22 protein-coding genes and 1 pseudogene are annotated in these 25,473 nt (G+C 64.0%); 16 read left to right on the top strand and 7 right to left on the bottom strand.

Features of this window, described 5'->3' with window-relative positions; all coding sequences use genetic code 11:
* The first annotated feature begins 2 nt into the window (after positions 1-2).
* From P0D89_RS04230 to P0D89_RS04250, 5 genes are all read left to right on the top strand, one after another.
* Positions 3-1,091: a tyrosine-type recombinase/integrase gene (locus P0D89_RS04230; protein WP_408376193.1), complete on the top strand. Its 1,089-nt coding sequence runs from the start codon at positions 3-5 to the stop codon at positions 1,089-1,091.
* A 233-nt stretch (positions 1,092-1,324) separates the two neighbouring features.
* Positions 1,325-2,281 carry a 4-hydroxy-tetrahydrodipicolinate synthase gene (dapA, locus tag P0D89_RS04235; protein WP_408358381.1) on the top strand — a complete coding sequence of 319 codons (957 nt, stop codon included), beginning with the start codon at positions 1,325-1,327 and terminating at the stop codon, positions 2,279-2,281.
* 330 nt (positions 2,282-2,611) lie between these two features.
* Positions 2,612-3,601, top strand: a complete 990-nt coding sequence (locus P0D89_RS04240) for a M23 family metallopeptidase (protein WP_408358382.1) — start codon at positions 2,612-2,614, stop codon at positions 3,599-3,601.
* Entirely contained in the window at positions 3,594-3,992 is a 399-nt protein-coding gene (locus P0D89_RS04245; protein ID WP_408376194.1) for a hypothetical protein, read from the top strand. The genes P0D89_RS04240 and P0D89_RS04245 overlap by 8 nt, the downstream gene beginning before the upstream one ends.
* A 118-nt stretch (positions 3,993-4,110) precedes the next feature.
* On the top strand, positions 4,111-4,563 hold the full coding sequence (locus P0D89_RS04250; RefSeq protein WP_408358384.1) for a bactofilin family protein: 453 nt from the start codon (positions 4,111-4,113) through the stop codon (positions 4,561-4,563).
* Here the strand turns inward: P0D89_RS04250 and P0D89_RS04255 are convergent.
* Both P0D89_RS04255 and P0D89_RS04260 read right to left on the bottom strand, forming a co-directional pair.
* The gene (locus tag P0D89_RS04255) at positions 4,528-4,776 is read right to left on the bottom strand and encodes a hypothetical protein (RefSeq protein ID WP_408358385.1); all 249 of its coding nucleotides are present in this window, start codon (positions 4,774-4,776) and stop codon (positions 4,528-4,530) included. The genes P0D89_RS04250 and P0D89_RS04255 overlap by 36 nt on opposite strands.
* Positions 4,777-5,091: 315 nt before the next feature.
* Complete coding sequence (locus P0D89_RS04260) at positions 5,092-7,161, bottom strand: putative bifunctional diguanylate cyclase/phosphodiesterase (RefSeq protein WP_408358386.1); 2,070 nt, start codon at positions 7,159-7,161, stop codon at positions 5,092-5,094.
* A 124-nt stretch (positions 7,162-7,285) separates the two neighbouring features.
* Between P0D89_RS04260 and P0D89_RS04265 the strand changes: the two genes are divergently transcribed.
* Positions 7,286-7,576: an oxidoreductase dimerization domain-containing protein gene (locus P0D89_RS04265; RefSeq protein ID WP_408358387.1), complete on the top strand. Its 291-nt coding sequence runs from the start codon at positions 7,286-7,288 to the stop codon at positions 7,574-7,576.
* Between the two features lie 82 nt (positions 7,577-7,658).
* Here the strand turns inward: P0D89_RS04265 and P0D89_RS04270 are convergent, their stop codons facing one another.
* A complete protein-coding gene (locus P0D89_RS04270) occupies positions 7,659-8,576 on the bottom strand; it encodes a LysR family transcriptional regulator (protein ID WP_408358388.1) in 918 nt (305 codons plus the stop codon).
* A 103-nt stretch (positions 8,577-8,679) separates the two neighbouring features.
* Between P0D89_RS04270 and mdlC the strand changes: the two genes are divergently transcribed.
* The 4 genes from mdlC (at position 8,680) to P0D89_RS04290 (ending at position 13,844) form a co-directional block, all read left to right on the top strand.
* Complete coding sequence (mdlC, locus tag P0D89_RS04275; protein WP_408358389.1) at positions 8,680-10,338, top strand: benzoylformate decarboxylase; 1,659 nt, start codon at positions 8,680-8,682, stop codon at positions 10,336-10,338.
* A gap of 33 nt (positions 10,339-10,371) precedes the next feature.
* On the top strand, positions 10,372-11,823 hold the full coding sequence (locus tag P0D89_RS04280; protein ID WP_408358390.1) for an aldehyde dehydrogenase: 1,452 nt from the start codon (positions 10,372-10,374) through the stop codon (positions 11,821-11,823).
* A 14-nt stretch (positions 11,824-11,837) separates the two neighbouring features.
* On the top strand, positions 11,838-12,773 hold the full coding sequence (locus P0D89_RS04285; RefSeq protein ID WP_408358391.1) for a ketopantoate reductase family protein: 936 nt from the start codon (positions 11,838-11,840) through the stop codon (positions 12,771-12,773).
* A 147-nt stretch (positions 12,774-12,920) separates the two neighbouring features.
* Complete coding sequence (locus tag P0D89_RS04290; RefSeq protein ID WP_408358392.1) at positions 12,921-13,844, top strand: MFS transporter; 924 nt, start codon at positions 12,921-12,923, stop codon at positions 13,842-13,844.
* A gap of 235 nt (positions 13,845-14,079) precedes the next feature.
* Here P0D89_RS04290 and P0D89_RS04295 read toward each other — a convergent pair whose 3' ends face one another.
* Positions 14,080-14,298, bottom strand: coding sequence for an SGNH hydrolase domain-containing protein (locus tag P0D89_RS04295; RefSeq protein ID WP_408358393.1), 219 nt, complete (start codon positions 14,296-14,298; stop codon positions 14,080-14,082).
* Positions 14,299-15,289: 991 nt separating this feature from the next.
* Between P0D89_RS04295 and P0D89_RS04300 the strand changes: the two genes are divergently transcribed.
* From P0D89_RS04300 to P0D89_RS04310, 3 genes are all read left to right on the top strand, one after another.
* Positions 15,290-15,673 (top strand): nuclear transport factor 2 family protein, encoded by a 384-nt coding sequence (locus P0D89_RS04300; RefSeq protein WP_408358394.1) that lies wholly within the window; start codon positions 15,290-15,292, stop codon positions 15,671-15,673.
* A 222-nt stretch (positions 15,674-15,895) separates the two neighbouring features.
* Entirely contained in the window at positions 15,896-17,464 is a 1,569-nt protein-coding gene (locus P0D89_RS04305) for a tetratricopeptide repeat protein (RefSeq protein WP_408358395.1), read from the top strand.
* A 152-nt stretch (positions 17,465-17,616) separates the two neighbouring features.
* The gene (locus tag P0D89_RS04310) at positions 17,617-19,005 is read left to right on the top strand and encodes a putative bifunctional diguanylate cyclase/phosphodiesterase (protein WP_408376195.1); all 1,389 of its coding nucleotides are present in this window, start codon (positions 17,617-17,619) and stop codon (positions 19,003-19,005) included.
* Between the two features lie 108 nt (positions 19,006-19,113).
* On the opposite strand, the gene P0D89_RS04315 is transcribed toward P0D89_RS04310, so the two are convergent.
* Both P0D89_RS04315 and P0D89_RS04320 read right to left on the bottom strand, forming a co-directional pair.
* Positions 19,114-20,172, bottom strand: coding sequence for a serine hydrolase domain-containing protein (locus P0D89_RS04315; protein WP_408358397.1), 1,059 nt, complete (start codon positions 20,170-20,172; stop codon positions 19,114-19,116).
* 35 nt (positions 20,173-20,207) lie between these two features.
* On the bottom strand, positions 20,208-21,500 hold the full coding sequence (locus P0D89_RS04320; protein ID WP_408358398.1) for an MFS transporter: 1,293 nt from the start codon (positions 21,498-21,500) through the stop codon (positions 20,208-20,210).
* A 300-nt stretch (positions 21,501-21,800) separates the two neighbouring features.
* On the opposite strand from P0D89_RS04320, the gene P0D89_RS04325 reads away from it, so the two are divergent.
* Entirely contained in the window at positions 21,801-22,706 is a 906-nt protein-coding gene (locus tag P0D89_RS04325) for a LysR family transcriptional regulator (RefSeq protein ID WP_408358441.1), read from the top strand.
* A 271-nt stretch (positions 22,707-22,977) separates the two neighbouring features.
* Positions 22,978-23,241 (top strand): annotated as a pseudogene (locus P0D89_RS04330) (DNA-binding protein); the annotation flags it as partial.
* 228 nt (positions 23,242-23,469) lie between these two features.
* Here the strand turns inward: P0D89_RS04330 and P0D89_RS04335 are convergent.
* The gene (locus P0D89_RS04335; RefSeq protein ID WP_408358443.1) at positions 23,470-23,688 is read right to left on the bottom strand and encodes a hypothetical protein; all 219 of its coding nucleotides are present in this window, start codon (positions 23,686-23,688) and stop codon (positions 23,470-23,472) included.
* Between the two features lie 195 nt (positions 23,689-23,883).
* Between P0D89_RS04335 and P0D89_RS04340 the strand changes: the two genes are divergently transcribed.
* Positions 23,884-25,431, top strand: a complete 1,548-nt coding sequence (locus tag P0D89_RS04340; RefSeq protein ID WP_408358442.1) for a coiled-coil domain-containing protein — start codon at positions 23,884-23,886, stop codon at positions 25,429-25,431.
* Positions 25,432-25,473 lie beyond the last annotated feature (42 nt).

Genomic DNA, 25,473 nt, shown 5'->3' on the forward strand with positions numbered 1-25,473 from the left:
TCATGACACCTCGCCAGAAAGCAAAATATCCACGCGTCTATCCGAAACACGGCGCGTGGTACTGGGTCGAGCCGCGCACCGGAAAGTGGATCCGGCTATGCGAACAGACCGATCCCGAATCGAAGCTGCTCGAGCGCCTGTCGCAGGAGCGCAAGCGCTTCGAGCGCCCGCAGGGAGCCGGCAACGCCCGGCCCTTGATCGATGAGTACGTGCTCAAGCACCGGGACGCACATAGGGAGAAGGCGTGGCCGAGCTACGGAAAGTACGCCGGCAACGCTCTGCGCAACATCGACGTGGAGGATATCGACGCGGCGACTGTGATGGACGTGCTGAAGCACTGGAAGGGCAAGCTGCCCATGCAGCGCACGATGCGCGCGTTCCTGTCCGGGTTCTTCAGGTGGTGCATTGAAGAGCGAAAGATGAAGACCAATCCTTGCAACGAGCTGAAGAAGTGGCTGGCGAAGCCCAAGGCGAGCAAGGTCTACATCACGGACGATCACTTTGCCGCCATCCGAGCCGCGATGGCCAGCTATGAATACACATGGCGAGGCAAGACCTTAACCGCCCACATCAACACCGGGCCGATGATGCAGTGCTTTGTTGACCTGTGCTATCTGACCATGCAGCGCTCAACCGAAATCCGGCTGCTGAAGTGGTCTCAGGTCGACGAATCGGAGGGCGTGATTCACTTCCTGCCGACCAAGACTGAGGATTCCAGCGGCATCGCAGTCGACATCGTGATCTCGCCGGAGATCGCCGCGGTCCTTGCGCGCATCCGGGATATTGACGGCAAGGTGAAGCGCATCGGCGAGGCGAACGTCATCCACGCACTAGATGGGTCGGAGTATGGGGCCACTGCAGTCCGGGCGGCATGGCTCAGGGCAGCGAAGCGGGTGAAACTTGACGGGCTGGGCTACACGGTGAAGGCGATCCGCGCCAAGGGGCTGACCGACGCGCGCAATGCTGGCTACGACATCGAAGACCTGAAGGAAGCGGCGGCTCATTCGACATCGAGGCAGACCGAGGATTACATCAAGCGGCGGTCCGTGCCGGTCAGCAAGGTGCGTCTAAAAATTCCCCGCAGCGCGTGAAGTCAGCAATGTATTAGACAGCGCTTAGACATGGCATTAGACAGGGGTAGATGTCGCAGGCCAGAATGGTTTCCAGGATTGGCTTGCGAGCAATCAGAAAATCCATTGCGCTTCTGTTCCGTCGTCAGATGTGCGACGGAACAGCCGGTCAACCGCCCGCCCGCGGCCTGTCCTGAGTTTCTCCCTCGTACCGCTGAACGGAATCGATACGGTCGCGTCATCGAGGTAAAAACATGTCTGATTTTTCGGGTATCTGGGTTCCGCTCATCACGCCGTTCGCCTACGGCGCTGTCGATCACGCTGCGTTGCGCGCGCTGGTGCGCCGCTATGCCGACGCGAGCATCGCCGGGCTGGTCGCGCTCGGCACGACCGGCGAACCGGCCGCGCTCGACGCCGCCGAACAGGACGCCGTGCTGGCAACGATTCTCGACGCCGCGCAGGCCGCCGCTCATCACGCGCCCGCTGCGCGGGCGCTGCCGGTGCTGGTCGGCGTATCCGGCAATCACACGGCGAGCATGCGCGAGCGGATCGGGCAACTGAACCCGCTGCCGATCGCCGGCCTGCTGATCGCCGCGCCGTACTACATCCGGCCGTCGCAAGCGGGCATCGTCGGCCATTTCACCGCGCTTGCCGATGCAAGCGACAAGCCGGTCGTGCTGTACGACATTCCGTACCGCACCGGCGTGCGGCTCGAACTCGACACGCTGCTCACGCTCGCGGCGCATCCGCGGATTCGCGCTGTGAAGGATTGCGCGGGTTCGCTGGATATCACGCTCGCGCTGATCCGCGACGGCCGCCTGCAAGTGCTCGCCGGCGACGACATGGCGATCTTCAACACCTTGTGTCTGGGCGGCAGCGGGGCGATCGCCGCGTCCGCGCATCTGCGCCCGGACCGCTTCGTCGCGCTGTATCGCGCGCTGGCCGAGGGGCGGCTCGCTGAGGGCCGACGCATTTTCCACGCGCTTACGCCGCTGATCCAGGCGGCGTTCGAGGAGCCGAATCCGGGGCCGGTGAAGGCGCTGCTCGCCGCGCAAGGACTGATCCGCGATGAACTGCGCATGCCGATGACGCGCGCGAGCGACGTGCTAGCCGCGCGGCTCAAGGTGCTCGATGGGCTCGATGGGCTCGATGGGCTCGATGGGCTCGATGGGCTCGATCAAATCGTGCAGGATTCCGAACGATTGGCTTGAGCGGACCATCGCACAGCTTGCGCAACCGGGATTGCGGCGGCGCAATCGGGACGCCGCTGATGCACCGCACGCGGCACGTCCGCGTGCCGCCCCGTATTTGAGATGGAGCGTGGCGCAGCCGGGCGATAATCGACGCCCTTTGTCCTTTATCCGCCGCCGGGCTGTGTCCGGCCGATGCCGTATGCAGTCAGTCCCGTTCACCAATCTCCTGTCCCGTTTCTCCTCGCGTCGCGTCGCGCACGCGTTCACCGTGTCTACATCGCCGTGCGTGCGCGGGGCCCCACTTGCACGCGTTCGCACAGCAGGCGCCGCGTGCACGAGGAGCCGTTAATGGCTTCCGTGTTCAGCGCCGGCAACTGGCTTTCCAGCGGCTCGGTCCGTTTCGTCACGCGCCGCACGGCGCTGTCGATCGCGCTTGGCGCGGCTTGCGGCGCGGCGGTGCTGGCGCTCGCCGGGGGCGTCGCGATCGGCAGGCATTGGCCCGCGCATGAAGCGCCCGGCGCGCACGGTGACAACCCCATCGAACACGATTACGCAATCGATCAGCTCGGCAAACTGAGCGCGTCGGTCGCGCAGATCGAGCCGCGCATCGCGCGGCTGACCGCGCAAGTCGACACGTTGCGGGATTTCGAAGCACGCCTGAATACGCCCCGGCCGGCACCGCGCGCATCGGCTTTGCCGAGTGCGCCGAGCGCGCCGGGTAAGCCGGGCCCGGCGTCCGAAGCCGACCTGTCCGCCACCGACGGCGCAGGCGGTCCCGCGTTGCCGCCACGGCGCTGCAGCGAGCTGGCGCCGCCCACGCGCAGCCACGCCGATGCCGAACACACGCGCCAGCTAGTCGATTGCATCGCCGCGACGCTGTCGGCGCTGGAGCAGCAGACCGCCGATCACGCGATCGCGTACGCCGCTTTTCCCGGCCGCCTGCCCGTCGACGGCGCGCGCTTCGGCTCGCCGTTCGGCAATCGCAGCGATCCCTTCACGCATCGTTTGAGCTTTCACCCGGGCATCGATCTGGTCGCCCGGACCGGCACGCCGATTCTGGCGGCAGCGGGCGGGCGCGTGGTGTTCGCCGGCGAGAAGGCGGGATACGGGAACGCGGTCGAAATCGATCACGGCAACGGGCTCATGACACGCTACGGTCACGCATCGCGGATCGCTGCGCATGTCGGCGAGCTGGTGCTGCCGCGCCAATATATCGCCGATGTCGGCTCGACCGGCCGCTCGACGGGCCCGCATCTGCATTTCGAAGTGCTGGTCAACGGCACGCCGGTCAATCCCGCCGACTACCTCGCGCTGTTCGCGCCGACGCCTCATGGCTGAGGGGCGCATCGATCGTCGGGTAGGTCGCATCGCGCGCGCTCTCAGCCGGCGCGACTATACGTTGCAGCCTGCGCGGCCATTAGCCTGGCGGATCGCCTTGTGGGGCGTCGCGTGCCTGCTCAGCGCCGTGCTCGGCGCGGCGGCGCTGACCGGCTGGCACGCGTCGCGCGGCGGCGCGGCGGCGGAAGCATGCTCGGCAGAATCCATTGACGAAGGCAGCCAGCAGACAGAACTGGCCCGTGCGCGGCTGGCGCTGGCGGAGGAATCGGCCGCGCGCGCGGCGGTGCAGAAGGCGGCGGACAGCGCGGCCGCCGAGGTCGCCCGGCTCAGTGCGGAATTGTTGTTTTTGCGCGTTCAGAGCAACGCGAAGCCTGACGCGCCGCGACATTGAGCGGGCACTGCAGCGGGCGACCGCGGCAAGCTGCCTCAAAAGGCTACCGCGACAAACCACCCGTCCCGTCGGCCCAGCGCCGTCACGCGACGATCCTTTTCATTTCCAGGAAACCGTTATGTTCAGCAAGAAAAAAAACACCGGCATCGAACAGACCAAGCTCGTCACGCTGATCGCCCAGGACGTGCGCATCACCGGCGACCTCGAGTTCAGCGAGGGTCTGCGCATGGACGGCCACGTGAAGGGCAACGTCAGCGGCGCGCCGGGCAGCCAGGCGCTGCTGGTGCTGAGCGACCGCGGCTCGATCGAGGGCACCGTGCATGGATACGACGTGGTGGTCAACGGCAGGATCGTCGGGGATTTGATTGCCGATCACTTCGTCGAGTTGCAGGGCAACGCGCATGTGGTCGGCAACATCTACTACCAGCAGCTAAGGATGGACTGCGGGGCGTCGGTCGACGGCAAACTCGCGCGGCGTGAAGCGGCGGAGGTCGTGCAGGCCACGCCGCCGCTTCTGGTCGCGGTGGACGAATCCTCACGCGACGAACATAACGAACGCAAGGCCGGCTAGCACGGCCCCGCGCCGCCGCGCGTCAGACGGTGTCCGGCAGCGGCCGAGCGTGCGTCGCGGCACGGCCATCAGATGCGCGAGGCTGAGATGCGCACGGCGCTGGCGGCAGACTTCATGGAGTGTTCCGGCGCGGCACGGCAGGAAGAACGGCACGAGCAGCACGACACGCAGCACGACCGGCGCCTCGCGCATCCACGCGCTGCCGTACAGCACGCAGAACAGCGCCGTGAGCCCGAGCCCGGCCCGTCACGGCGCCCGGCTTGCCGACCAGCTCGCGCATGCCTTCCCAGATCAGGATGCGGTTTTGCAGCGCGAACGTTGCGGCGGCTACCATCGGCCGGTCGCAGCGCCACGTGAGGTGCAGCGCGAAACACGCCGTCGACGCGGCGAGCGCGTAAAAGCCGGTTGCCTGTTGTTAGCCGAATCCGTTAGCCGAATCCGTTAGCCGAATCCGTCAGCCGGTGATGGCGCGGCTCACGGCGGCACAGCCTTGCGTACCGCAACAATGCTGCAAAAAAGCCGGTGTGCTCACGCGGCCATCATGCGTCCCCTCAGCAGCGCGCCGAAGTCGTCGGCGCTGACGGGCTTGCCGAGCAGGAAGCCTTGCATCTCGTCGCAGCTCATCGAGCGCAGCAGGCCGAGTTGCGATTCGGTTTCGACGCCCTCGGCCACCACGTCCATTTCCAGCGAGTGCGCGAGCGCGATGATCGCCGACACGATCGCGCTGCCTTCCGCGCCGTGCTCGTCGAGTCCGTTGGTGAAGAAGCGGTCGATCTTCAATTGCTTCACGCGAAAGCGTTGCAGATAAGCGAGGCTCGAATAGCCGGTGCCGAAATCGTCGATTGCGATCTCGAAGCCGCTCGCCTGAAACGCGTGGATCATCTCGACGGTTTTCTGCGCGTCCTGCATCGCGACGGTTTCGGTGATCTCGAACATGATCTGTTCGCACGCGACACCTTCGGCCTTGACGATCTCCAGCATGTTCGCGACGAGGTCGGGCTGCAGAAGTTGACGCGGCGACAGGTTGATCGCCACCTTCATTGCCGGCAGGCCCTGTTCGATCCAGCCGCGAATCCGCCGGCAGGTTTCGCGCGCGACCCAGTAGCCAATCGGTACGATCTGGCCGGAGAGCTCCGCGATCGGAATGAACTCGGCCGGCGTCAAGGTGCCCAGTCGCGGGTGACGCAGACGGATCAGCGCCTCGGCACCCGCGAGCGAGTCATTGCCGCCATGAAACTTCGGCTGGAATTCCAGCGAAAAAAGGTCCGCGGCAAGCCCGGCGTGCAGCGCGCTCTGAATTTCCAGTGTGCGCGTGGCGGCCTCGTTCATGCTGCGCTCGAAGAAGCGGTAAGTGCTGCGGCCCGCGCGCTTGGCTTCGTACATGGCCGCGTCCGCGTGCTTGAGCAGCGTTTCCACGGTGTCGCCGTCGTGCGGATACAGCGCGATGCCGATACTCGGCATCACCTGCAGCGGCTGCGAATCGGCCCACATGCCGCGGCGCATCCGTTCGAGCACGGCTTCGGCCAGTGCGGCCGCGGCTTCGCGCGAGCCGAGGTTTTCCGCCAGCACCACGAATTCGTCGCCCCCTAGCCGCGCGACGGTGTCGGCGGCGCGCACGCATTGCTGCAGGCGCTGCGCGAACGCGGACAGCACGGCATCGCCGGCCGAGTGGCCGAGCGAATCGTTGATGGTCTTGAAGCCGTCGAGGTCCATGAAGAGGATCGCGAACGGCGCGTGTTGACGGCGCGAGCCGTTGATCGCGCGTTCGATGCGCTCGGTCAGCGTGCTGCGGTTCGGCAGTCCGGTCAGCGTATCGAGCGTGGCGAGCCGCAGGATCTCCCCGTTCAGCCGCGACACCGCGCCGGTGAGCAAACTGGTGTGTGCGTCGAAGCGCGACAGCATCAGCGTGAGGATCAGGATCGCGAACGTGAGCAGGATCACCGAGGTCGCGAGCCATGCGGCGTTCACGCCTTTGGCCGCGCCGCACACGGCGCCTGGTGCGAAGCCGGCCGCGGCCATGCCCGCGTAGTGCATGCCGCAGATCGCGACGCCCATCACCAGCGCCGCAGCGAAACGCTTGTGCACCACGTGCCGCTCGTCGTCGTTGCTGAGCGCGTGTGCCATCCACAGCGCGGCGCTCGACGCGCCGATCGCAATCGCCAGCGAGCCTGCGAGCCATGCCGGCTGATAGTGGATCGCGGGCGTCATCTGCAGCGCCGCCATGCCGGTGTAGTGCATGCCGGCGATGCCGAAGCCCATCAGCACGCCGCCTGCCAGCAGGCGGCCGGGTGTGAGCCGGGCCTGGGTCGTGACGAATAGCGCCAGGTACGACACGCCGATCGCGAGCCCGAGCGAGCAGGCGGTGGTCGCGAGGTCGTAGCCGAGCGGGATCGGCAGCGAAAATGCCAGCATCGCGATGAAGTGCATCGACCAGATGCCGACGCCGAGCGCGAGTGCGCCGCCCAGGCGCCACGCGTGCCGCAGCCGCGCCGACGCCAGCAGGGAAATGCGGCCGGTCAGGTCGAGCGCCGTGTACGACGCCAGCGTCGCGACCACGAACGAGATCGCCACGAGCCAAAAGTTATATGAGCTCTGCATGTTAGGTCCAACCGCCGGGAAGGAAGCGGCTAAACATGTTATCGACCGTTCGCGGGTTTTATTTAGCCAATAGTCATATTTAGCTGATGGCTGTTTGTGAATAAAAGACCCGAAAAGGAGCGCGATGCGGTTTGCCCGCTCGAAGATCGCAAGCCAGAGCGACGGCGTGGCACGCCTCTATGTCGAGCCTTCTAGTGGCAAGCTGCTTGGCGCCGCCCTATTTGCCGGCGCGGGCGAACATCTCGCACATCTGCTCGCGTGGGCCATACACCGCGGAGAAACGGTTGGCGACTTGCTGCAATTGCCGTTTTACCATCCCACTGCGGAGGAGATCGTTCAGACGGCGTTACGCGACGCCATGTCGAAGCTGACCAGCTCGCATGGGTTGGATCTTGCGCCGGGCGGTCACGAATGAGTTTGCCCGTCAACACAGGGCCGGTTATGAAGGCGAATGGTCCGCGCTCATTGCTTCGCGCACCCTGCGCGCGCTGCATGCCTCAGGCGGTGTTGACCCCCTCGGCCGTCAATTGCCGCAACTGTTCGAGCAACTTCACCGCAGGACTCGGCAGGATGCCTTGCCGCCGTCGGAACGCCGTGAGCGTGCGCCGCCCGACAACGCCCGGCAAGCCGAGCGTATCGAACACTCCAGCCTTGCTCTCGGTGACATACATCGTCGACGCCATCCAGCTCAAAAAGCCGGAACGCGCGACGAGGCTCTTCAGCACGGTGATCGAGCGCGTTTCGACGACCACGTTGGGCAGGCCCAAGCCCTGGTCCGCAAATACGCGCTGCATGTGCTCGAACGGTCCGGTGCCGCGCGGCGGAATCGCCCAACGCTCGTCCAGCGTGTCGGCGAGCGTGAGGTGGGGCTTGCGCCGCAGAGGATGATCGGGCGCCGCGACCACGTAGCTCGCGTCTTCCCAGCGGCAATCGGCGATGGCCGTGATTTCCTCGGTGTCGGGCACGGCCATGCTGAGCGCGAGATCGATCTCGCGCTTGACGAGCGCATCGGCGAGCCGGTCCCACACGCCTTCGATAATCTGCACGCGCAGATTCGGCCACTTGCTGAGCACGCTGCTCACCGCGAGCGGCAGCACGAGGCTCGCGATGCTGCCCACCGCGCCCACGCGGATCGTGCCGCGCGCGAGTCCGCGCAGCGCGTCGATTTCCTCGCGCGCCTGTTCGGCTTCGCGCTGCAGGAGAATGGCGTGCGGCAGCAGCGCCTCGCCGACCGCGGTCAGATGCATGCCGCGCGAGTGGCGCTCGAAAAGCGGCGCGCCGACCTGTTCCTCGAGACGCCGGATGGTCCGGCTCAACGCCGGCTGGGTGATGTGCAGGGTTTGGGCCGCGCGGCCGAGGCTGCCGCTCTCGACGATCGTCGCGAACGCCTGAAGTTGCTGGAGGTTGTAAGTCATGCCAAAAGGTAATGCCTTTGTGCGGTTTAGGCAATTTCCGGTTACCCGGGCTGCCGCGATAATGACCGTTCGATTTTCGCGCTCACCAGACAGGAGGCCTCGCATGACAGGCAGCGCGCCGCAACAGAATCACGGACAGGCAAACGAACAGGGCGCGGGCGGCGCCCGACCATGGACCGTACGCGACGCGGTCATTGACTTCGCGCGTCGCGTCGGCATGACGTCGATCTTCGCGAACCCCGGTTCGACCGAGTTGCCGATGTTCCGCGATTTCCCCGCTGATTTCCGCTACGTGCTGGGTCTGCAGGAAGCCGTGGTGGTCGGCATGGCCGACGGCTACGCGCAGGCCACCGGCAACGCGGCGCTCGTGAACCTGCACTCGGCGGCGGGCGTCGGCAACGCGATGGGCAACATCTTCACGGCGTTTCGCAACCGCACGCCGCTCGTGGTCACCGCCGGCCAGCAGGCGCGCTCGATCCTGCCGTTCGATCCGTTTCTCGCCGCCACGCAGGCCACCGAGCTGCCCAAGCCCTATGTGAAATGGAGCATCGAACCGGCGCGTGCGCAGGACGTGCCGCTCGCGATCGCGCGTGCGTACGCGATCGCGATGCAGGAGCCGCGCGGTCCCGTGTTCGTGTCGATTCCCGCTGACGACTGGGAGCAGGCCGCCGAGCCGGTGCCGCTGCGCGAGGTCGCGCACACCATGCGCCCCGAGCCCGCGATGCTCGAGCGCATCGGCGCGCTGCTCGACGCGTGCGAGCGGCCCGCGTTCGTGGTCGGCGGCGCGGTGGATCGCGCGGATGCGGCGCCGGACGTCGTGCGGCTCGCGGAACGCCATCAGGCGCGCGTCTATGTCGCGCCGATGACGGGCCGCTGCAGCTTTCCCGAGAACCATCGGCTATTTGCAGGCTTTCTGCCCGCGCTGCGCGAGCGCATCGTCGAGCTGCTCGGTGGCCATGACGCGATCTTCGTGATCGGCGCGCCCGCGTTTACGTATCACGTCGAAGGCACCGGCCCGCACGTGCCGGCGGGCGCCCAGCTGTGCCAGTTGATCGACGACCCCGGCGTGGCCGCGTGGACGCCGCAAGGCATCGCGGCGGTCGGCAACGTGCGGCTCGGCGTGCAGGACCTGCTCGCGCGCGCCGCGCCGAAAGCGCGCGACTTGCCCGCGCCGCGCGCCGTGCCGCCGCGAGCGCTGCCGCCGCCGGGCGGCGGCGAGCGCATGTCGGTGGCCTTCGCGTTGCAGACGCTCGCGGACGTGCGCGATCCCGAAGGCATCGTCGTTGAGGAAGCGCCGAGCGCTCGGCCCGTGATGCAAACCTACCTGCCCATCACGCGTGCCGGCGCGTTTCTCACGATGGACAGCGGCGGCCTCGGCTACGGGATGCCGGCGGCGGTCGGCGTGGCGCTGGCGCGGCCGGGCCAGCGCGTGATCGCGCTGATCGGCGACGGCTCCAGCATGTATTCGATCCAGGCGATCTGGAGCGCGGTGCAGATGCAGCTGCCGATTACCTTCGTGATCCTGAACAATACGCGCTACGCCGCGCTGCAGGACTTCGCACCCGTATTCGGGTTCGCGCCGGGCGAGACGGTGCAGGGCACCGACCTGCCGGGTCTTGACTTCGTGACGCTGGCGATGGGCATGGGTTGCCCCGGCGAGCGCGTGAGCGACGCGGCGAAACTCGCCGATGTGTTGCGCAATGCGCTCGCGATGCACGGTTCGAAAAACGGCCCGATGCTCGTCGAAGCGATGGTCGCGTAACGCGCACTTTCCCCCAAAGCAAGGAGACAGACGATGAAAACAGTGTCGATGCTGATCGGCGGCGAACAGGTGCAGGCGCGTAACGGCGCGACCTTCGAGCGCCGCAACCCTCTCGACGGCGAGGTCGCCACGCGCGCGCCGGCTGCGACGGTCGAAGATGCCGTGGCCGCTGTCGATGCCGCCGCCGCCGCGTTTCCGGTGTGGTCGGCACTCGGCCCGAGCGAGCGTCGTGCGCTGCTGACGAAGGCCGCGCAGGCGCTAGAAGCGAAGGCCGACGCGTTTGCCGCCGCGATGGCGGCTGAGACCGGCGCGTCAGGCATCTGGGCCGGCTTCAATGTGCACCTCGCCGCGGCCGGCCTGATCGAGGCGGCGGCGCTCACCACGCAGATCGCCGGCGAACTGATCCCGTCGGACGTGCCCGGCAGCCTCGCGATGGGCGTGCGCCAGCCCGCGGGCGTGGTGCTCGGCATGGCGCCATGGAACGCGCCGGTGATTCTCGCGGTACGCGCAATCGCGCTGCCGCTTGCCTGCGGCAACACGGTCGTGCTCAAGGGCTCGGAGATCTGCCCGGCCACGCACGGCCTGATCATCGAAGCGATGCAGGAGGCCGGCTTGCCGCGCGGCACGGTCAATTTCGTGACGAACGCGCCCGCTGACGCCGCGCGGATCGTCGACGCGATGATCGAACATCCGCAGGTGCGTCGCGTGAACTTCACGGGCTCGACGCGGGTGGGTCGCATCATCGCTGAAACGTGCGCGCGCCATCTCAAGCCCGCCGTGCTCGAACTCGGCGGCAAGGCGCCGCTCATCGTGCTCGACGACGCCGACATCGACGCGGCGGTGAACGCGGCCGTATTTGGCGCGTTCGCGAATTCCGGGCAGATTTGCATGTCGACGGAGCGCATCATCGTCGACGAGAGCATTGCTGATACGTTTGTCGACCGGCTCGCCGCGCGTGCGCGCGCATTGCCGCTTGGCGATCCGCGCAACGGGCCGGTCGTGCTCGGCTCGGTGGTCGACATGAGCACTGTGGAGCGCTGCAACGCGCTGCTCGACGATGCGCTCGCGAAAGGCGCGACGCTGGTGTGCGGCGGCAGGAGCGAGACCACGCTGATGCCGGCCACGCTGCTCGATCGCGTGAGCCCCGACATGCGCATCTATCACGACGAATCGTTCGGCCCGGTGAAGGCGATCGTGCGCGTGCGCGGCGAAGCGGCCGCGGTTGCCTGCGCGAACGACAACGAGTATGGCCTGTCCGCTGCTGTGTTCAGCCGCGACACCGCGCGCGCGTTGAATGTCGCGAAGCGCATCGAGTCGGGCATCTGCCACATCAACGGCCCGACCGTGCACGATGAAGCGCAGATGCCGTTCGGCGGCGTGAAGGCGAGCGGCTTCGGTCACTTCGGCGGCAAGGCGGGGATTGCCGAATTCACCGATCTGCGCTGGATCACGCTGCAGACGGCGCCGCGCCACTATCCGTTCTGAGCCGGAGGGTCGCGATGCTTCAGGCATTGGATGTTGCGATTCTCGGCGCGGGTGCAATGGGTTCGCTGTTCGGCGGTGTGCTCGCCGAGGCGGGCCACCGTGTGACGCTTGTCGATGTCGACGACGCGCATCTCGACACGATCCGCCGCGAAGGGTTGCGCCTCACCACGGACGCGGCTTCGCGCATCGTGAGCAATCTGCGCGTGAGCCGTCCCGAGCATGCAGGGCCAGCGCCGGAACTGCTGATCGTCTTCACGAAGACGATGCATACCGAAGCGGCGCTCGCGTCGGCCCAGGCGTTGCTCGGGCCGCATACGGCGGTGCTGTCGCTGCAGAACGGTCTGGGCAATGTCGAACGGATTGCGCGGTACGTCGCGCGTGAACGCGTGATGGTCGGCATGACGACGTGGCCGGCGGACAAGCCCGGTTCTGCGCAGGTGAGCTCGCATGGCTCGGGCGAGATCCGCCTGATGAGCGCGGACGGCGAGTCGTATGCGCACGTGCAGCGCACGGTCGACGTGCTGAACTCAGCCGCGTTGAACTGCGCCGCCGATCCCAACGTGTGGTCGGCGATCTGGGAGAAAGTCGCGTTCAATGCCGCTCTCAACAGTCTTTGCGCGCTCACGCAATGTACGGTGGGCGCGCTCTCGAACGTGCCGGACGGCGAGGCGCTGACGCTGAAGATCGTCGCCGAGGTGGCGGCGGTTGCGCGTGCAAGCGGTATTGCGTTCGATGAAGCGCATGTCGTCGGCAACGTACGGCATGCGCTCGCGCATCACCGTGCGCATCGGCCGTCGATGCTGCAGGACGTGCTCGCGGGCCGCCAGACCGAGATCGAGGCGATCAACGGCGCGGTCGTCGCGGCGGCGCGCGCGGTGGGCGTCGCGGCGCCCGGCACGGAGTGCTTGCTGCAACTCGTGCGGCTCGTCGACGCGCGCGGCGCACGTTGATCACCAAAGTCGAGCGGTTCCTGAAGTCATGCACAAACGTCATGACTTTGGCGCCAATCGGAAATGCCCATCGCGTGCCGCGCTGGCCATACTGACAACAAAAAAATCCATAAACGCGCGCGCAGCGCACAAAACGGAGACAGCCTCATGAGTTACGTTCCGCCCGCTTCCGCAGCGGGTTCGGCTACGCACGGCGAAGCAGCCCTCGCGGGCATAACGCGCGGCGGCGGCAGCGTGATCGACATCGGTCATGCGCTCGACGACGGTCCTTATACGCTGTTGCAGAAGATGGCGGTGCTGCTCGCGGCGCTGTCGATCGTCGTCGATGGATTCGACAGCCAGTTGATCGGCTTTGCGATTCCGCTGCTCACCAAGGAGTGGGGCATCACGCGCAACGCGTTTGCGCCCGTGGTGGCGTCGGGGCTCATCGGTATGGGCATCGGCAGTGCGTTCGCCGGTCTGTTCGCGGATCGCTTTGGCCGGCGCTGGGCCGTGATCGGAAGCGTGTTCGTGTTCGGTGCGGCGACCTGCGCGATCAGCCTCGCGCCGAATGTCGCGGCCATCCTGCCGTCCATGCTGACGAGCGAAGGGTTGAGCGTGTCGCTGGCGGGCTATGGCCTCAGTGCATACAACCTTGGCGGCGTGATCGGCGCGTTGCTGTGCGCGCTCGCCATCGGGCGCTACGGCTCGCGCTGGCCGTTGCTGCTGTGTTGCCTCGGCGGTGTTGCGAGCGCGTGGATGCTGCTTGGCGTTAATTCGACGCAACACACGGCGCTTCTGATCGTCGGCCTCGGCCTGCACGGTCTCTTCGTGAACGCGGTGCAATCGACGATGTATGCACTTTGCGCCTACGTTTATCCGACCAGCGTGCGTGCAACAGGGACGGCGTCGGCGCTCGCGTTCGGACGCATCGGCGCGATTCTCAGCGCGTTCGCGGGCGCGGCGGTCATCACCGCGGGCGGTGCGTCGGGCTATCTGCTGATGCTCGGCACCGCGATGGTCATCGTGCTGATCGCGCTCGCGCTGGTACGCCGCCATATCCCGCGTGGAGTCGACGCGCGAGGGCGCTGATCGACCGTCCCTCGCGGTGCGTCCTTATCGCGATGGGCACGGCCGGATGGTCCGATTTTTTTTTTGTTGCTGCTACCCATTCCTTGTGTCTCGCGGGTGGATAGCGTACGCATATTTAATCAGGTATGCGAATTGGAATGTAGTGAGTGTGATGAGCGTGCATCGTCATGCACGTCCTAATAAAGCCGGTCGCGTGTTTATTCAGGCAGGCCGAAAAGACGGGAAATCATGGGGATTATGAAACTTCGAAGCGCACGAGGTCACCGCGCGCGGACGGTAGCAGGCCGATGAACGGACAGCCTCCGTTGTTGTACGCGAAGACCTTGACGCTCGTATCGAGGGCGAACTCACGCAACATCATGTTGTACGCCATCGCGTGCGAGTCACCGATCACATACAGTCGTCCCCGATGACTCGGCGGAGTCGCGCATCCCGAGCGCGAATAGATCCACACTAGGCCCTCATTGAGCTTCGTCGTATCCCACGTGCTCAGACATCCGGAGTTGCCGGCCTCTAGTGGGCGGTATGCACTCCCATTCGTCCGCACGCTGCGAAACCACACTGAGCGACAACTGCGGTTGGGCAGCGTGAATGCCGAGCGACAACAGCGCACCGCACGTCACCGCAGCGGCGCCCGCGCCTACGCCGAACGGACGCCGCATGCCGCATGCCTTTCAACATTGCCGAGCGCCGCACAAGGTTTTCGACGTAGTGCCACGACGCAGTCGCGAGCACGAACGTGGCGAACGCCGCTACTGCGCGCCATACGAGCGCATCCAGCCCTGTCGTCCACCTGAGCAGCACGATTACGGGCCAATGCCATAGATAGAGCGAATACGAAATCTTGCCGACGAAGGTCGCTGCTGGCGAGATCAGCAGCCGGTGCAGAACCACCCCGCGGCGCCCGTCCGTGCAGCGCGTACAGTACGGCGTTCAAGAGGACAGCCACAATTTTGTCCCTTAATGTTATGTTTTTGACCTATAACGTGGACTTCACTTCTTCTATAGCCACGAAGTTGCAGCTGCCGATGAACCGGGATTTCACATCCCGTCAAGTAACACGACTCCGTGTAAGCAGTTCGCGAATTCCTCATTCAGGAATTCGCTGCGAAGCGGTTAGCAGAATCGAAGTACGTTGACGCTTTTTCTGGTCATGGACCTGGCGCCACAATTGCGGACCCGAGCGTGGGTGGAACGAGCGCGAGGTGGGCGAGGCTCTGCGATAGGTTTGCTGCCGGAGCGATCGCACGTGAAGACAGAGACGGTGGTTTTGGCCTTTGCGCCATTGAGTCACGGAATCAGAACGTTGCCGCTGGAGGGCGTTCGAGGAGATCAACCGGATGGGGACGAGGCAGAGGTTCAACGAAGTCGTCAAGACGGGCGGCCCCAGTTTTATTCCGCCAGGTACGAACTAGATAGACGTGAACGGTATCCGGAGGCATTCCATGCAGAACGAGCAAATACGTGAGGTCATCAATGCGCACTGGCGTGCGTCGGCGTCCGGCGATCTCGACGCGGAACACGATATTTACGATGACGATGCCATCTGTGACTATCCCCAATCAGGTGAACGAATTCTCGGGCGGATTAATTTGCAGGCACTGCGCAGTCATCATCCAGATGCGCCATCGGGTTTCGACGTCAAGCGAATCCAGGGAGAAGGTAATCTCTGGATTACGGAATACATTATTAGCTATAAAGGGCGAGCGACTTACACGCTAAGCATTATGGAGTTCTGCAACGGCAAGGTTGTTCACGAGACTCAGTATTTTTCGGATCCCTTCGAAGCGCCGGGTTGGCGGAGTCGATGGGTTCAGCAGATTCCGTGACATCGCGTTGCGGTGAGATAAGCCCGATAGCTTATGGCTCTTGCCTGGCAATCGGTAAGGAAGGGCGTAGGGCGTGTGTGGCGCCGGAACCGTTCGGTATTTCCGCGTGCAGGTACCAGCGCTGCCATCGCTCTGGTCTGAAAACCCGCTTTACGTGATCCCGTACAATGAGCCAGTTCCGACCCGTCGTCAGGTCGCATTTTTGCACCGACCTTTATCACCATGAATCACGATATTGAACAGGCTCTCGCCGCCGCGCAACAGAACTTCGCGGCCGGGCAATTCGACGACGCCTCACGCCTGCTGAGCAGTATTCTGGCGAGCGCTCCCGATCACGGCGAAGCGCTTGAAGGCCTCGGTTACATCGCCGCCAGACAGGGCGATCACGCACGCGCGGCCGAGTACCTGATACGCGCATCGGCGCACATGTCCATGTCCGTGGAGCAGCTCAATTTCGCCGCGAAGGTCAGTCAGTTGGCGCAGCGCCACAATGATGCAATAGCGCTGCTCGAGCGCTGCCTGGTTCGGTTCCCGAACCATACCGCCTCGTTGCATGGCGTCGCAATGTCGCTGATACCGCTTGGCGAACGGGAGCGTGCGCTCGGGATACTGGCGCATCTGTGCAAAATCCAGCCACAATCAGCCGAAGCGCATTACAACCGGGGGACGCTGCTCGGTACGATGGGGCGCCATGAGGACGAACTGGATGCTTACCGGCAGGCGATTGCGATCAACCCGCGTTTCGTGCGCGCATACGTCAATCTCGGGGTCGCGTTGCGAGATCTGCGGTGCTTCGACGAGGCGCTGCTTCAATTCAAGAAGGCGCTTTCGCTCGATCCGAACGACGCTGGCGCCCGCACCAATCGAGCTCAGACGAATCTGCTGCTCGGGGAATTCGAACACGGCTGGCGCGAATACGAATGGCGTTGGCGCGATGGCACCCAAAGCCACGGCTTTGCGCCGAATACCCAATGGACTGGCATCCAACCGATAAGCGGCAAGACAATTTTCGCTCATCATGAGCAGGGCTTCGGTGACACACTGCAATTCCTGCGCTTCGTGGATCGACTCAGTACGGCTGGCGCTCGCGTCGTATTGCGCGTTCAGGATGCGCTACTGTCGCTTCTCCAGGATTATCCTGGTGCGGCCGAAGTCATCGGCGAGACAGCAGAGGTGCCACGTTTCGATTTTCATATTCCAATGCTCAGTCTGCCGTTTGCGCTCAAGGTTCGTGCGCCCGATCTCGCGACACCTGGCCCATATCTGCACGCGGACCATGCGCTTATCTCTCAGTGGGACGATTTGTTCGCAGGCACCCCTCGACGGCCGAGCATTGGGATCGTGTGGTCGGGTAGCCTCACGCATCTGAATGATCGCGCACGGTCCATATCGCTCGAACAGCTGAAGCCGTTGTTAGATGCCGATGCGGATTTCTTCGCCCTGCAACGGGACGTCCGCGACGGTGATCGAGCGTCCCTCGCGCTGCTCGATCAGCGCGGGGTGCTGCGCGATGTTTCCGCGCGGCTCACCACGTTCGCTGAGACCGCTGCGCTGATCGCTCGCCTTGACCTCGTCATCAGCGTAGACACGGCTGTGGCGCATCTGGCGGGAGCGCTTGGGAAGCCCGTATGGATTGCTTTGCCGTTCATGCCGGACTGGAGATGGCAACTCGACAGAAGCGATAGTCCATGGTATCCGCAGGCGCGGCTGTTTCGACAAACAACGCGAGATGACTGGCCTGCCGTAGTCGCTGAGCTTCGCGCAGAGATCGACGCCCTGCAGAGCCCCTGAACGGCGCCCGACGAACAGCGAGCGCTGCATCTATTTGCTGGCTGTGAAAGAAGCGTGGTCGTGCTGATCGCAACCGCACAACGCTCAGCAAGGACGGACAGGAGCAGTGCAGCCATATCCGTCTGACTCCGGAGATCGACCGGTCGGGGGAGGTGAACTCCGTGCTGGCGGTCGGTCGTGATTTATCGGACCGGATGGTATTCGAAGCAACGATATGGAAGCAGGCCAATTTCGATGCGCTGACCCATCTCCCGAATCGCCAGATGTTCCATGACCGTCTCGACCATGAAGCCAGAATGTCGGATCGTTCTGGACGGCCAATGGGCTTGATGCTGATCGACCTGGATCGATTCAAAGAGGTGAACGACTCCCTGGGGCACGATACCGGCGACATCCTGCTGATCGAGGCGGCGCGGCGCATCACATCGTGTGTGCGCGAGTCCGACACCGTAGCCCGTCTTGGCGGTGACGAGTTCACGGTCATTCTGCCGGAACTGGACGACAGCGAAAGCATTGAACAGATCGCGAAGACCATCATCGGCACACTGGCCGAACCCTTCAGGCTTGGCCCGGATGAAGCCTTCATTTCTGCGAGTATCGGCATCGCGCTTTACCCGCAAGACGCCCGCGAACTGGATGTTCTCTTCAAGAATGCGGATCAGGCCATGTATGCGGCCAAAAGCGCGGGGCGCAACCGTTTCAGCTACTTCACGCCCGACTTGCAAGTGGCGGCGGAAAAGCGCCTGCGTCTCACGAACGATCTGCGCGTAGCCCTGCAGGCCGAACAGTTCCGCGTCTATTACCAGCCCATCGTCGACCTGGCGACTGGCGAAATTTACAAAGCCGAGGCGCTGATTCGTTGGCTGCACCCCGAACGCGGCCCGATCAGCCCGCTGGATTTCATTGCACTGGCCGAAGAGACGGGGCTCATCGTGCCGATCGGCGATTGGGTGTTCAGGCAGGCCGTGCGCCAGGCCCGTCAATGGCGCCGCCGATTCCATCCGTCGTTTCAGCTCAGCGTCAACATGTCACCCGCGCAGATTCGTCAAGACAATCTGGTCTGTATTCAGTGGTCCGAGTACCTCATGCGGGAAGGGATGCCCGGAAAGAGCGTTGCTATTGAAATAACCGAAGGGTTGTTGCTGGACGCCGAATTGAAGGAGAAGTTGCTGACTTTCCGTGATGCGGGGATTGGGATCTCGATTGACGACTTTGGGACTGGTTACTCGTCCCTGGCCTATCTGAAGCGCTTCGACATCGATTATCTCAAGATCGATCGTTCATTCGTACAGAACCTCGGCTTTGACGCCGACAATCAAGCCCTTTGCGAGGCAATGGTCATGCTCGCGCACAAGCTTGGATTGAAAGTGATTGCCGAGGGGGTGGAGACGACAGATCAACGCGATTTTCTCGTCGCCGTGGGTTGTGACTTTGCCCAAGGTTTTTTGTATTCCGAGCCGGTTCCGTCGGATCAATTTGAGGCGCGGGTTTGGCCGACAATCAAGGATGCCGCTGACGACGAAGTGCACGACTGGTCTTGAACTATCGCCGAGCGATGGTAGTGCGATCCTGTCGTGAGCAATGCGGCTTCCGCTCGTCGCGAAGGCCGCACGCAACCCAGTGCTTTCACGCAGTTCCGCTTCGACGCATTACCTCGCGTGAGCTACATCAACCGCTTTGAGAACCCGCCCAAAGAACTCGTCGGCGCTGGCCGGATTCAACCAGCGAACGATAACCGTCATCCGGCGCTCAGGCTCGATCCATGTAAAGGAGCTACCTGCGCCGACGCCGAAATAACTCGACGCCGGCACGCTCGGAAAAATCTTGCGATCAGTATTGAGCCATACCAGGTAGCCGTAAAACGGTGCGATCGCGCACGGCGTTCGCATGCGCGCGATCCACTCACGTGACAGGATGCGCCGGCCGTCCACCACGCCCTCATTGAGCAGCATCTGCGCGACCTTGAGTTGATCGTTCGCGCTGACCGACATTCCGCCGCCCCAGTGCGTGCCGCCAGGAACGGTTTGCATGCGCCGTCCGTCGATCTCGACCCACGCGTTGTCGTAGCCGACCCATTGCCAGTTTTCACTCGCACCCACAGGGCGCATGATCGTTTCGCGGAACACCTCAGGCAACGGTTGCCGGAACAGATAAAGTAGCGCCAGTGAAAGCTGGTTGATACGCACATCGTTGTATTCCCAGTATGTACCGGGCTTGTGCAGCGGACGCAGGTCGCCCTTCTTGCCATCCGGCGGCGCGGCGAAGTTGACGGCTCGATAGTGGTCAGCCTGGTCCGGAAGCCCGAAGTACGAGCCCTGCCATTCGCTCGTCTGTTGAAGCAGCTGCGCCCAGGTCACGGCGGCATTGTGTTCGTCATCGAAGCCGATGCCGGGCGCCCGCACATGGACCGCTTCGTCGACATCCGGCAGCAGTCCGCGGTCGAACGCCACACCGGCGAGCAAAGCGAGGCACATCTTGGCGACGCTGAAAGTCAGATCGGCCCGATCGGGTTCGCCCCATGACGTCAACACGCGACCATCGACGGCGATCGTGCCGGAGACGGGGCCACGATCGTGGACCGGGCCGAGCAACCGGTTCCACGGTGGCGGGTCGTTCACATGCACGCCCCACGCGCCATCCACGTGGCGATCCCAAAGCGATTCATGATCCACTGCGAACTGCACTGCCTGTTGCAAATCGTCTTGCATACGTAAAGTCCTGTTGGTCCAGCGAGGGCGCCGGATTAGCGCGCATTCAGGCGCACACGGGCCCATATGATAGTGAAGAGACTGATGACGGCCGCTAGCATCAGATAGAGGCCAGGGGCGAGATTGTTGCCGGTCGCCGCGATCAGCGCGGCCACGGCAAGCGGTGTGAAGCCGCCGAACACCGTAGTGCCGATGTTGTAGCCGAGCGCCATGCCCGTGGTGCGCGTGCGGGTTGGAAAGAGCTCCGACATCAACGCGGGAATGGGCGCGAAATACGTGGCCTTCAATACGGCGACCCAAACGACCGCGGCAAGCAGCGTCGCAAGCGACGGGTGCGCGTTCATGAACACGAACGCCGGATAGACCGTCGCGAAGAACAGCATGCCGGCGCCCAGCATGATGCGGATACGGCCTACCTTGTCGGACCAATGGCCGACGATCGGCGTCAGCGTCATCATGATAAAGCCGGCCAGCAGCGTCGCAATGAAGCCGGACGAGGGCGCGAGACCGAGTTGCCGCGCTGCGTAGGTCGGCATGTAAAGGAGCATGTAGTTGGCCGTGGTCGTGAGCACGAGCGAGCCGATCGACACGAGAACGCGCTCCTTCTGGGTGGCCAGCAATTCCCGCACTGGCGACGCCGACTTCTCCGCGCGCTCGAACTCGGGCGTTTCGTCGATACGCCGGCGGATGTACAGGCCGACCGGACCGATCAGCATGCCGAACAGAAAAGGAATGCGCCAGCCCCAGCCTTCGAGCTGAGCTTGGGTCAGCACACCGGTCAGCACCGCGCCGAACGCGGATGCGATCAGCGTGCTCGCCCCCTGGCTCGAGAACTGCCAGCTTGCCATGAAGCCTTTGCGCGCCGGCGCGTGCTCGATCAGAAACGCCGTGGAACTGCCGAATTCGCCGCCGGCGGAAAAGCCTTGCAACAGGCGTGAAGCGAAAATGCCGATCGGCGCGAGCAGACCGATCGTCGCGTAGGACGGCATCAGCGCGACCATGCCGGTGCCGAGCGTCATCATCGCGATGGACAGCGTGAGCGACGCCTTGCGGCCCTTGCGGTCGCTGAAGGAGCCGAGCACCAGCGCGCCGACCGGCCGCGCCAGATAGGACAAGGCGAACGTGCCGAGGGTCAGCAGCAGCGACACCGTCTTGTCGTGCACCGGAAAGAATGTCCGCGACAACACGGTGGCAAAGTAGCCATACACGATCAGGTCGTAGAACTCGAGCGCGTTGCCGATGGAAGTCGCGAGGATCAGACGTGATACGCCCGAGCGCGACGCGGGTTGAGCCATCGCACCGGCCGTGGTGGCGGAATCAATGCTCATGGCGGTGTCCCCGGGCGACGTTTCGTGGGAGTGTGGGGACGCTGCCGGCTCCCTGGCTCTCCATAGAGAGTGCGACACGGCGTTGAAGGCCTTCGGGAAGACGACCGGAATCGCAGGGATCCGTCGCGGATTGAATAGCCGTGTCACGTGTCAACGTTGTTCTCCGGTGTCGCGCTCCGTGGGAAAGAGCGCTTGATTCGAAGCGATGGGACGATCTTGGCGTGGACGATATTTGTAGACAATTACAATATTTGGCAGATATCGTTGCCGAAACGGCAAAGCGGGACACTCATGACTCAAATGGACAACACGGCGCTGCGTTACTTTCTTGAAGTGGCGCGCAGCGGCTCGCTGAGCAAGGCGTCGGAGCGGCTGTACGTTGCCGTGTCGGCGCTGAGCAGGCAGATTGCGAAGCTGGAGGAGGAAGTCGGCGCGGCGCTGTTCGAGAGGCGGCCGCGTGGAATGGTGTTGAGCGACGCCGGGCACTTGCTTGCCGAGCATGCGCGCCGCACGCTGCTGGACGCGGAGCGCGTGACCGAGGAGATTCGCGGACTGAGCAACGGCGGCCGCGCGACGATTCGCGTGGCGAGTTCGGAGGGTGTCGCCCCTCATTTTTTGCCGCAGGTTTTTGCGCGCTTTCTGAAGACGCACCCGGCGACGCATTTTCAGCTCGATGTGTCCGCGCCGTCTGTCGCGACGCAGCGCGTGCGCGACGGCGTCGCCGATATCGCCGTGTGTTTCAGCATTTCGCCGGAGAAGGACATCAATGTGGTGTACTCGCAGCGCGCACCGATTTTCGCACTGGTGCGGCGCGGTCATCCTCTCGCGGCGCGCGAGTTCGTGACCCTCGCGGACCTGCTGCCGTGGCCGCTCGCGATCGACCATCAGGGCGTGACGATCCGTCAGCTATTCGACATTTCATGCAGCGTGGCAGGCCTGGTTTTCGACCCGGTGTTCGTCAGCAACTATCATGCGGCGCTGCAAACCTTCGTGCTGCAGACCGATGCCGTCACCGTGACAGGGTTCCTGACCGTGCGTAGCCGGTTGGAGGCGGATGGCCTCGCCGTCGTGCCGATCCGCAATCCTGAGCTTCAGCAGCGCACGCTCCAGATCCAGACGATGGCCGGGCGGACTTTGCCGCATGCGGTGCAGGCGTTCGTTGAACGGCTGACGGGCGCGATCGATAATCCCGCTCTTCTCGATTGAAGCGGTGCGAACCTGAATTTAGCGAGCAGCGGGAATCGAGGGCATGCCTGGTGCGCCGAACATCAACCGCTTTATGGTCGTGACTCATCCTGGCGGCACCGTCCATGTGGTGGTTTAATGCCATTCCTTTATCATTTCAGATCTCGCTGGATGGAGTGATGTATTTGAAAGCTCCATTTTCATTCTGTTAGGCCACGTGGAATTAGAGGCACTTATGTCGACGGACGCAGACGCAATCACGGATGAACGGATCGCTGGAATTGCGGATCGCATGGTCGAAGAAGGTCGGAACGTAACTCCGGTGACAATCTGGTCCGAGGTCCGTGGCGGGTCGATCGTCGCCATCGCGGCGGCGCTCGACCGCTGGCGCGAAGCGCGACAGCCTCAGATCCCGCAGCCTCAGGCTCCCACGTTACCGGAAAACGTCGCCGAAAATATCATGAGCGCGGCCGGCCGCCTTTGGTCGGCCGCTCATGACGAGGCGGAAAGGGCAGCCAGTCAGCGCCTGGGTGTCGTGCGCCAGCATCTCGACGCTACGCTCGCGGAGCGGGGCGAAGCCCTTGCCGAGTATCAGAGAATGGTCGAAGAAGTCGAAGCCGGGCGCGAGCGTCTCGTTGCTTTGACGAATGCGCAAAGTGCCTCGCAGGAAGCTGCGAGGCGCCTCGAAGAGGAACTCGCGACGTCCACACACCGCGCCGAGGCGGCCGAGGCGCGAGTGGAAGAGCTTGTGCAGCGCGCGTCGGTCGAACATGCCGAACTCGAATCAACCAAGGCGGCGCTCGATGAGGAACGCGCGGCGCGTGCTGCGTTGGGTGTCGATATCTCCCGCAAAGATGACGAGATAACGCGGCTCACGCAAGCGCAGCGCGCTTCGGAGGAAGCGGCTACACGCCTCGAAACGGAACTCGCGGCGTCGACACATCGCGCTGAATCCGCCGAGGCGCGAGTGGAAGAGCTTGTGCAGCGCGCGGCGGTGGAACATGCCGAACTCGAATCAACCAAGGCGGCGCTCGATGAGGAACGCGTGGCGCGTGCTACGTTGGGCGCAGTTATCTCCAGCAAAGACGACGAGATAACCCGGCTCACGCAAGCGCAGCGCGCTTCGCAGGAAGCTGCGACGCGCCTCGAAGAGGAACTCGCGACGTCGACTCACCGCGCCGATGCGGCCGAGGCGCGCGTGGAAGAGCTGGTGCAACGCGCATCGGTGGAACATGCCGAACTCGAAAAAACCAGGACGGGGCTTGATGAGGAACGTGCGGCGCGCAATGCATTGGCCGCGGTCGTCTCGAACAAAAACGACGAGATAACGCGGATCACTCACAAGCGCGATGAGGCGTGGAAGGAGGCCGCGGCTTTGGGCGAAGCCTATCGGGCGATGTCAGACGACGTAAAGCGATGGTCCGAGGAATCCGGCGCGGCTTCATCGCGCGCGGAGGCCGCCGAGGCGCAGTTGGACGAGAGCCGCTTGCAACTCGCCGCGCGGGAGACCGAGTTGGACGATGCTCGCCATGCGTTGGCCGGGGAGCGCCAGACTGCTGCGGCGCGGCAGGAAGAAGCATCGGCCAATCTCAGCGAATTGCAGCGCGTAGTCGGGGAACTCGAGGAAGCCCGGAAAGAGATCAGCGCCATGGCCGAAGCGAAAGCAGCCGCGATCGATGAAACCGCCCGAGTCGCGCAGGAAGCCACCGCCGCGAGAGAACGGGCAGAGGCCGCCGGGCAACGAGCGGCAGTGCTTGAGCAACGCTTCGCGGAAATCGATGCCGCGCGCGTGCAGGAGTTGGACGATGCTCGCAATGCCTTGGCAGTTGAGCGCCAGACAGCTGCGGAGCGCTTGGAAGAAGCATCGGCCAATCTCAGCGAATTGCAGCGCGTAGCCGGCGAACTCGAGGAAGCCCGGAAAGAGGTCAGCGCCCTGGCTGACGCGAAAGCGTCTGCGATCGATGAAGCCGCGCGAGCCGCGCAGGAGGCATCCGCCGCGAGAGAACGTGCAGATGCTGCCGGGCACCACGCAGCAGGACTCGCGCAACGCCTCGCGGAACTCGATGCCGCGCGCGGCCAGGAGTTGGACGATGTTCGCAATGCGTTGGCAGTTGAGCGCCAGGCAGCTGCGGAGCGGTTGGAAGAAGCGTCGGTCAAATTCAGTGAACTGCAGCGCGTAACCCGGGAACTCGAGGAAACCCGCAAAGAGCTCAGCGCCATGGCTGATGCAAAAGCGGCCGCGATCGACGAAGCGGTCCGGGTCGCGCAGGAAACCGCCGCCGCGACAGAACGTGCGGATGCCGCCGAGCAACGTGCAGTCGGACTTGAGCAACGCCTCGCGGAACTCAATGCTGCGCGCATCCAGGAAGTACAACGCGATGAGTCTGCGAAAGCGGACGAAGTGGCTGCGTTGCGGCGTCAACTATCGGCTGACGCCAAAGCGCATGAGAAGGCCTTCAACGAGCTTCGCGCACTTGCTGAACAGTGGGTCGCGCATGCAAAGGATCTGAAGCAGCGACTTGGTTCGGCCAACGAGAAGATCTTGTTCGTCGACGCGCGCAGCACAGGAGAGGTGGCGCTTCTACGGCGACTCTCGGCTGAACTTGAGCGGCTTAAGCCGGATCATGAGCTGGCATCCCGCGACGCGCAGCAAAAACTGATTGGCGCGACGATGGCCGAACGACTCGCCCAGAAGGGTTACCGATATGACCCGGCTACGGCGGTTATTTCCAAAGTGGAAAGCTGATGATGCAGATCGGTTTGAACCAGTCGCGACGAGGTTGAGCGC

The organism is Paraburkholderia sp. RL18-085-BIA-A (assembly GCF_046027075.1).
GTDB lineage: Bacteria > Pseudomonadota > Gammaproteobacteria > Burkholderiales > Burkholderiaceae > Paraburkholderia.

What these genes read in the sequence shown, in the direction of transcription:
- P0D89_RS04230 (WP_408376193.1), top strand. Translation starts at nt 3, where the DNA reads ATGACACCTCGCCAGAAAGCAAAATATCCACGCGTCTATCCGAAACAC.
- dapA (WP_408358381.1), top strand. Translation starts at nt 1,325, where the DNA reads ATGTCTGATTTTTCGGGTATCTGGGTTCCGCTCATCACGCCGTTCGCC.
- P0D89_RS04240 (WP_408358382.1), top strand. Translation starts at nt 2,612, where the DNA reads ATGGCTTCCGTGTTCAGCGCCGGCAACTGGCTTTCCAGCGGCTCGGTC.
- P0D89_RS04245 (WP_408376194.1), top strand. Translation starts at nt 3,594, where the DNA reads ATGGCTGAGGGGCGCATCGATCGTCGGGTAGGTCGCATCGCGCGCGCT.
- P0D89_RS04250 (WP_408358384.1), top strand. Translation starts at nt 4,111, where the DNA reads ATGTTCAGCAAGAAAAAAAACACCGGCATCGAACAGACCAAGCTCGTC.
- P0D89_RS04260 (WP_408358386.1), bottom strand. Translation starts at nt 7,161, where the DNA reads ATGCAGAGCTCATATAACTTTTGGCTCGTGGCGATCTCGTTCGTGGTC.
- P0D89_RS04265 (WP_408358387.1), top strand. Translation starts at nt 7,286, where the DNA reads ATGCGGTTTGCCCGCTCGAAGATCGCAAGCCAGAGCGACGGCGTGGCA.
- P0D89_RS04270 (WP_408358388.1), bottom strand. Translation starts at nt 8,576, where the DNA reads ATGACTTACAACCTCCAGCAACTTCAGGCGTTCGCGACGATCGTCGAG.
- mdlC (WP_408358389.1), top strand. Translation starts at nt 8,680, where the DNA reads ATGACAGGCAGCGCGCCGCAACAGAATCACGGACAGGCAAACGAACAG.
- P0D89_RS04280 (WP_408358390.1), top strand. Translation starts at nt 10,372, where the DNA reads ATGAAAACAGTGTCGATGCTGATCGGCGGCGAACAGGTGCAGGCGCGT.
- P0D89_RS04285 (WP_408358391.1), top strand. Translation starts at nt 11,838, where the DNA reads ATGCTTCAGGCATTGGATGTTGCGATTCTCGGCGCGGGTGCAATGGGT.
- P0D89_RS04290 (WP_408358392.1), top strand. Translation starts at nt 12,921, where the DNA reads ATGAGTTACGTTCCGCCCGCTTCCGCAGCGGGTTCGGCTACGCACGGC.
- P0D89_RS04300 (WP_408358394.1), top strand. Translation starts at nt 15,290, where the DNA reads ATGCAGAACGAGCAAATACGTGAGGTCATCAATGCGCACTGGCGTGCG.
- P0D89_RS04305 (WP_408358395.1), top strand. Translation starts at nt 15,896, where the DNA reads ATGAATCACGATATTGAACAGGCTCTCGCCGCCGCGCAACAGAACTTC.
- P0D89_RS04315 (WP_408358397.1), bottom strand. Translation starts at nt 20,172, where the DNA reads ATGCAAGACGATTTGCAACAGGCAGTGCAGTTCGCAGTGGATCATGAA.
- P0D89_RS04320 (WP_408358398.1), bottom strand. Translation starts at nt 21,500, where the DNA reads ATGAGCATTGATTCCGCCACCACGGCCGGTGCGATGGCTCAACCCGCG.
- P0D89_RS04325 (WP_408358441.1), top strand. Translation starts at nt 21,801, where the DNA reads ATGGACAACACGGCGCTGCGTTACTTTCTTGAAGTGGCGCGCAGCGGC.
- P0D89_RS04335 (WP_408358443.1), bottom strand. Translation starts at nt 23,688, where the DNA reads ATGTTCCACCGCCGCGCGCTGCACAAGCTCTTCCACTCGCGCCTCGGC.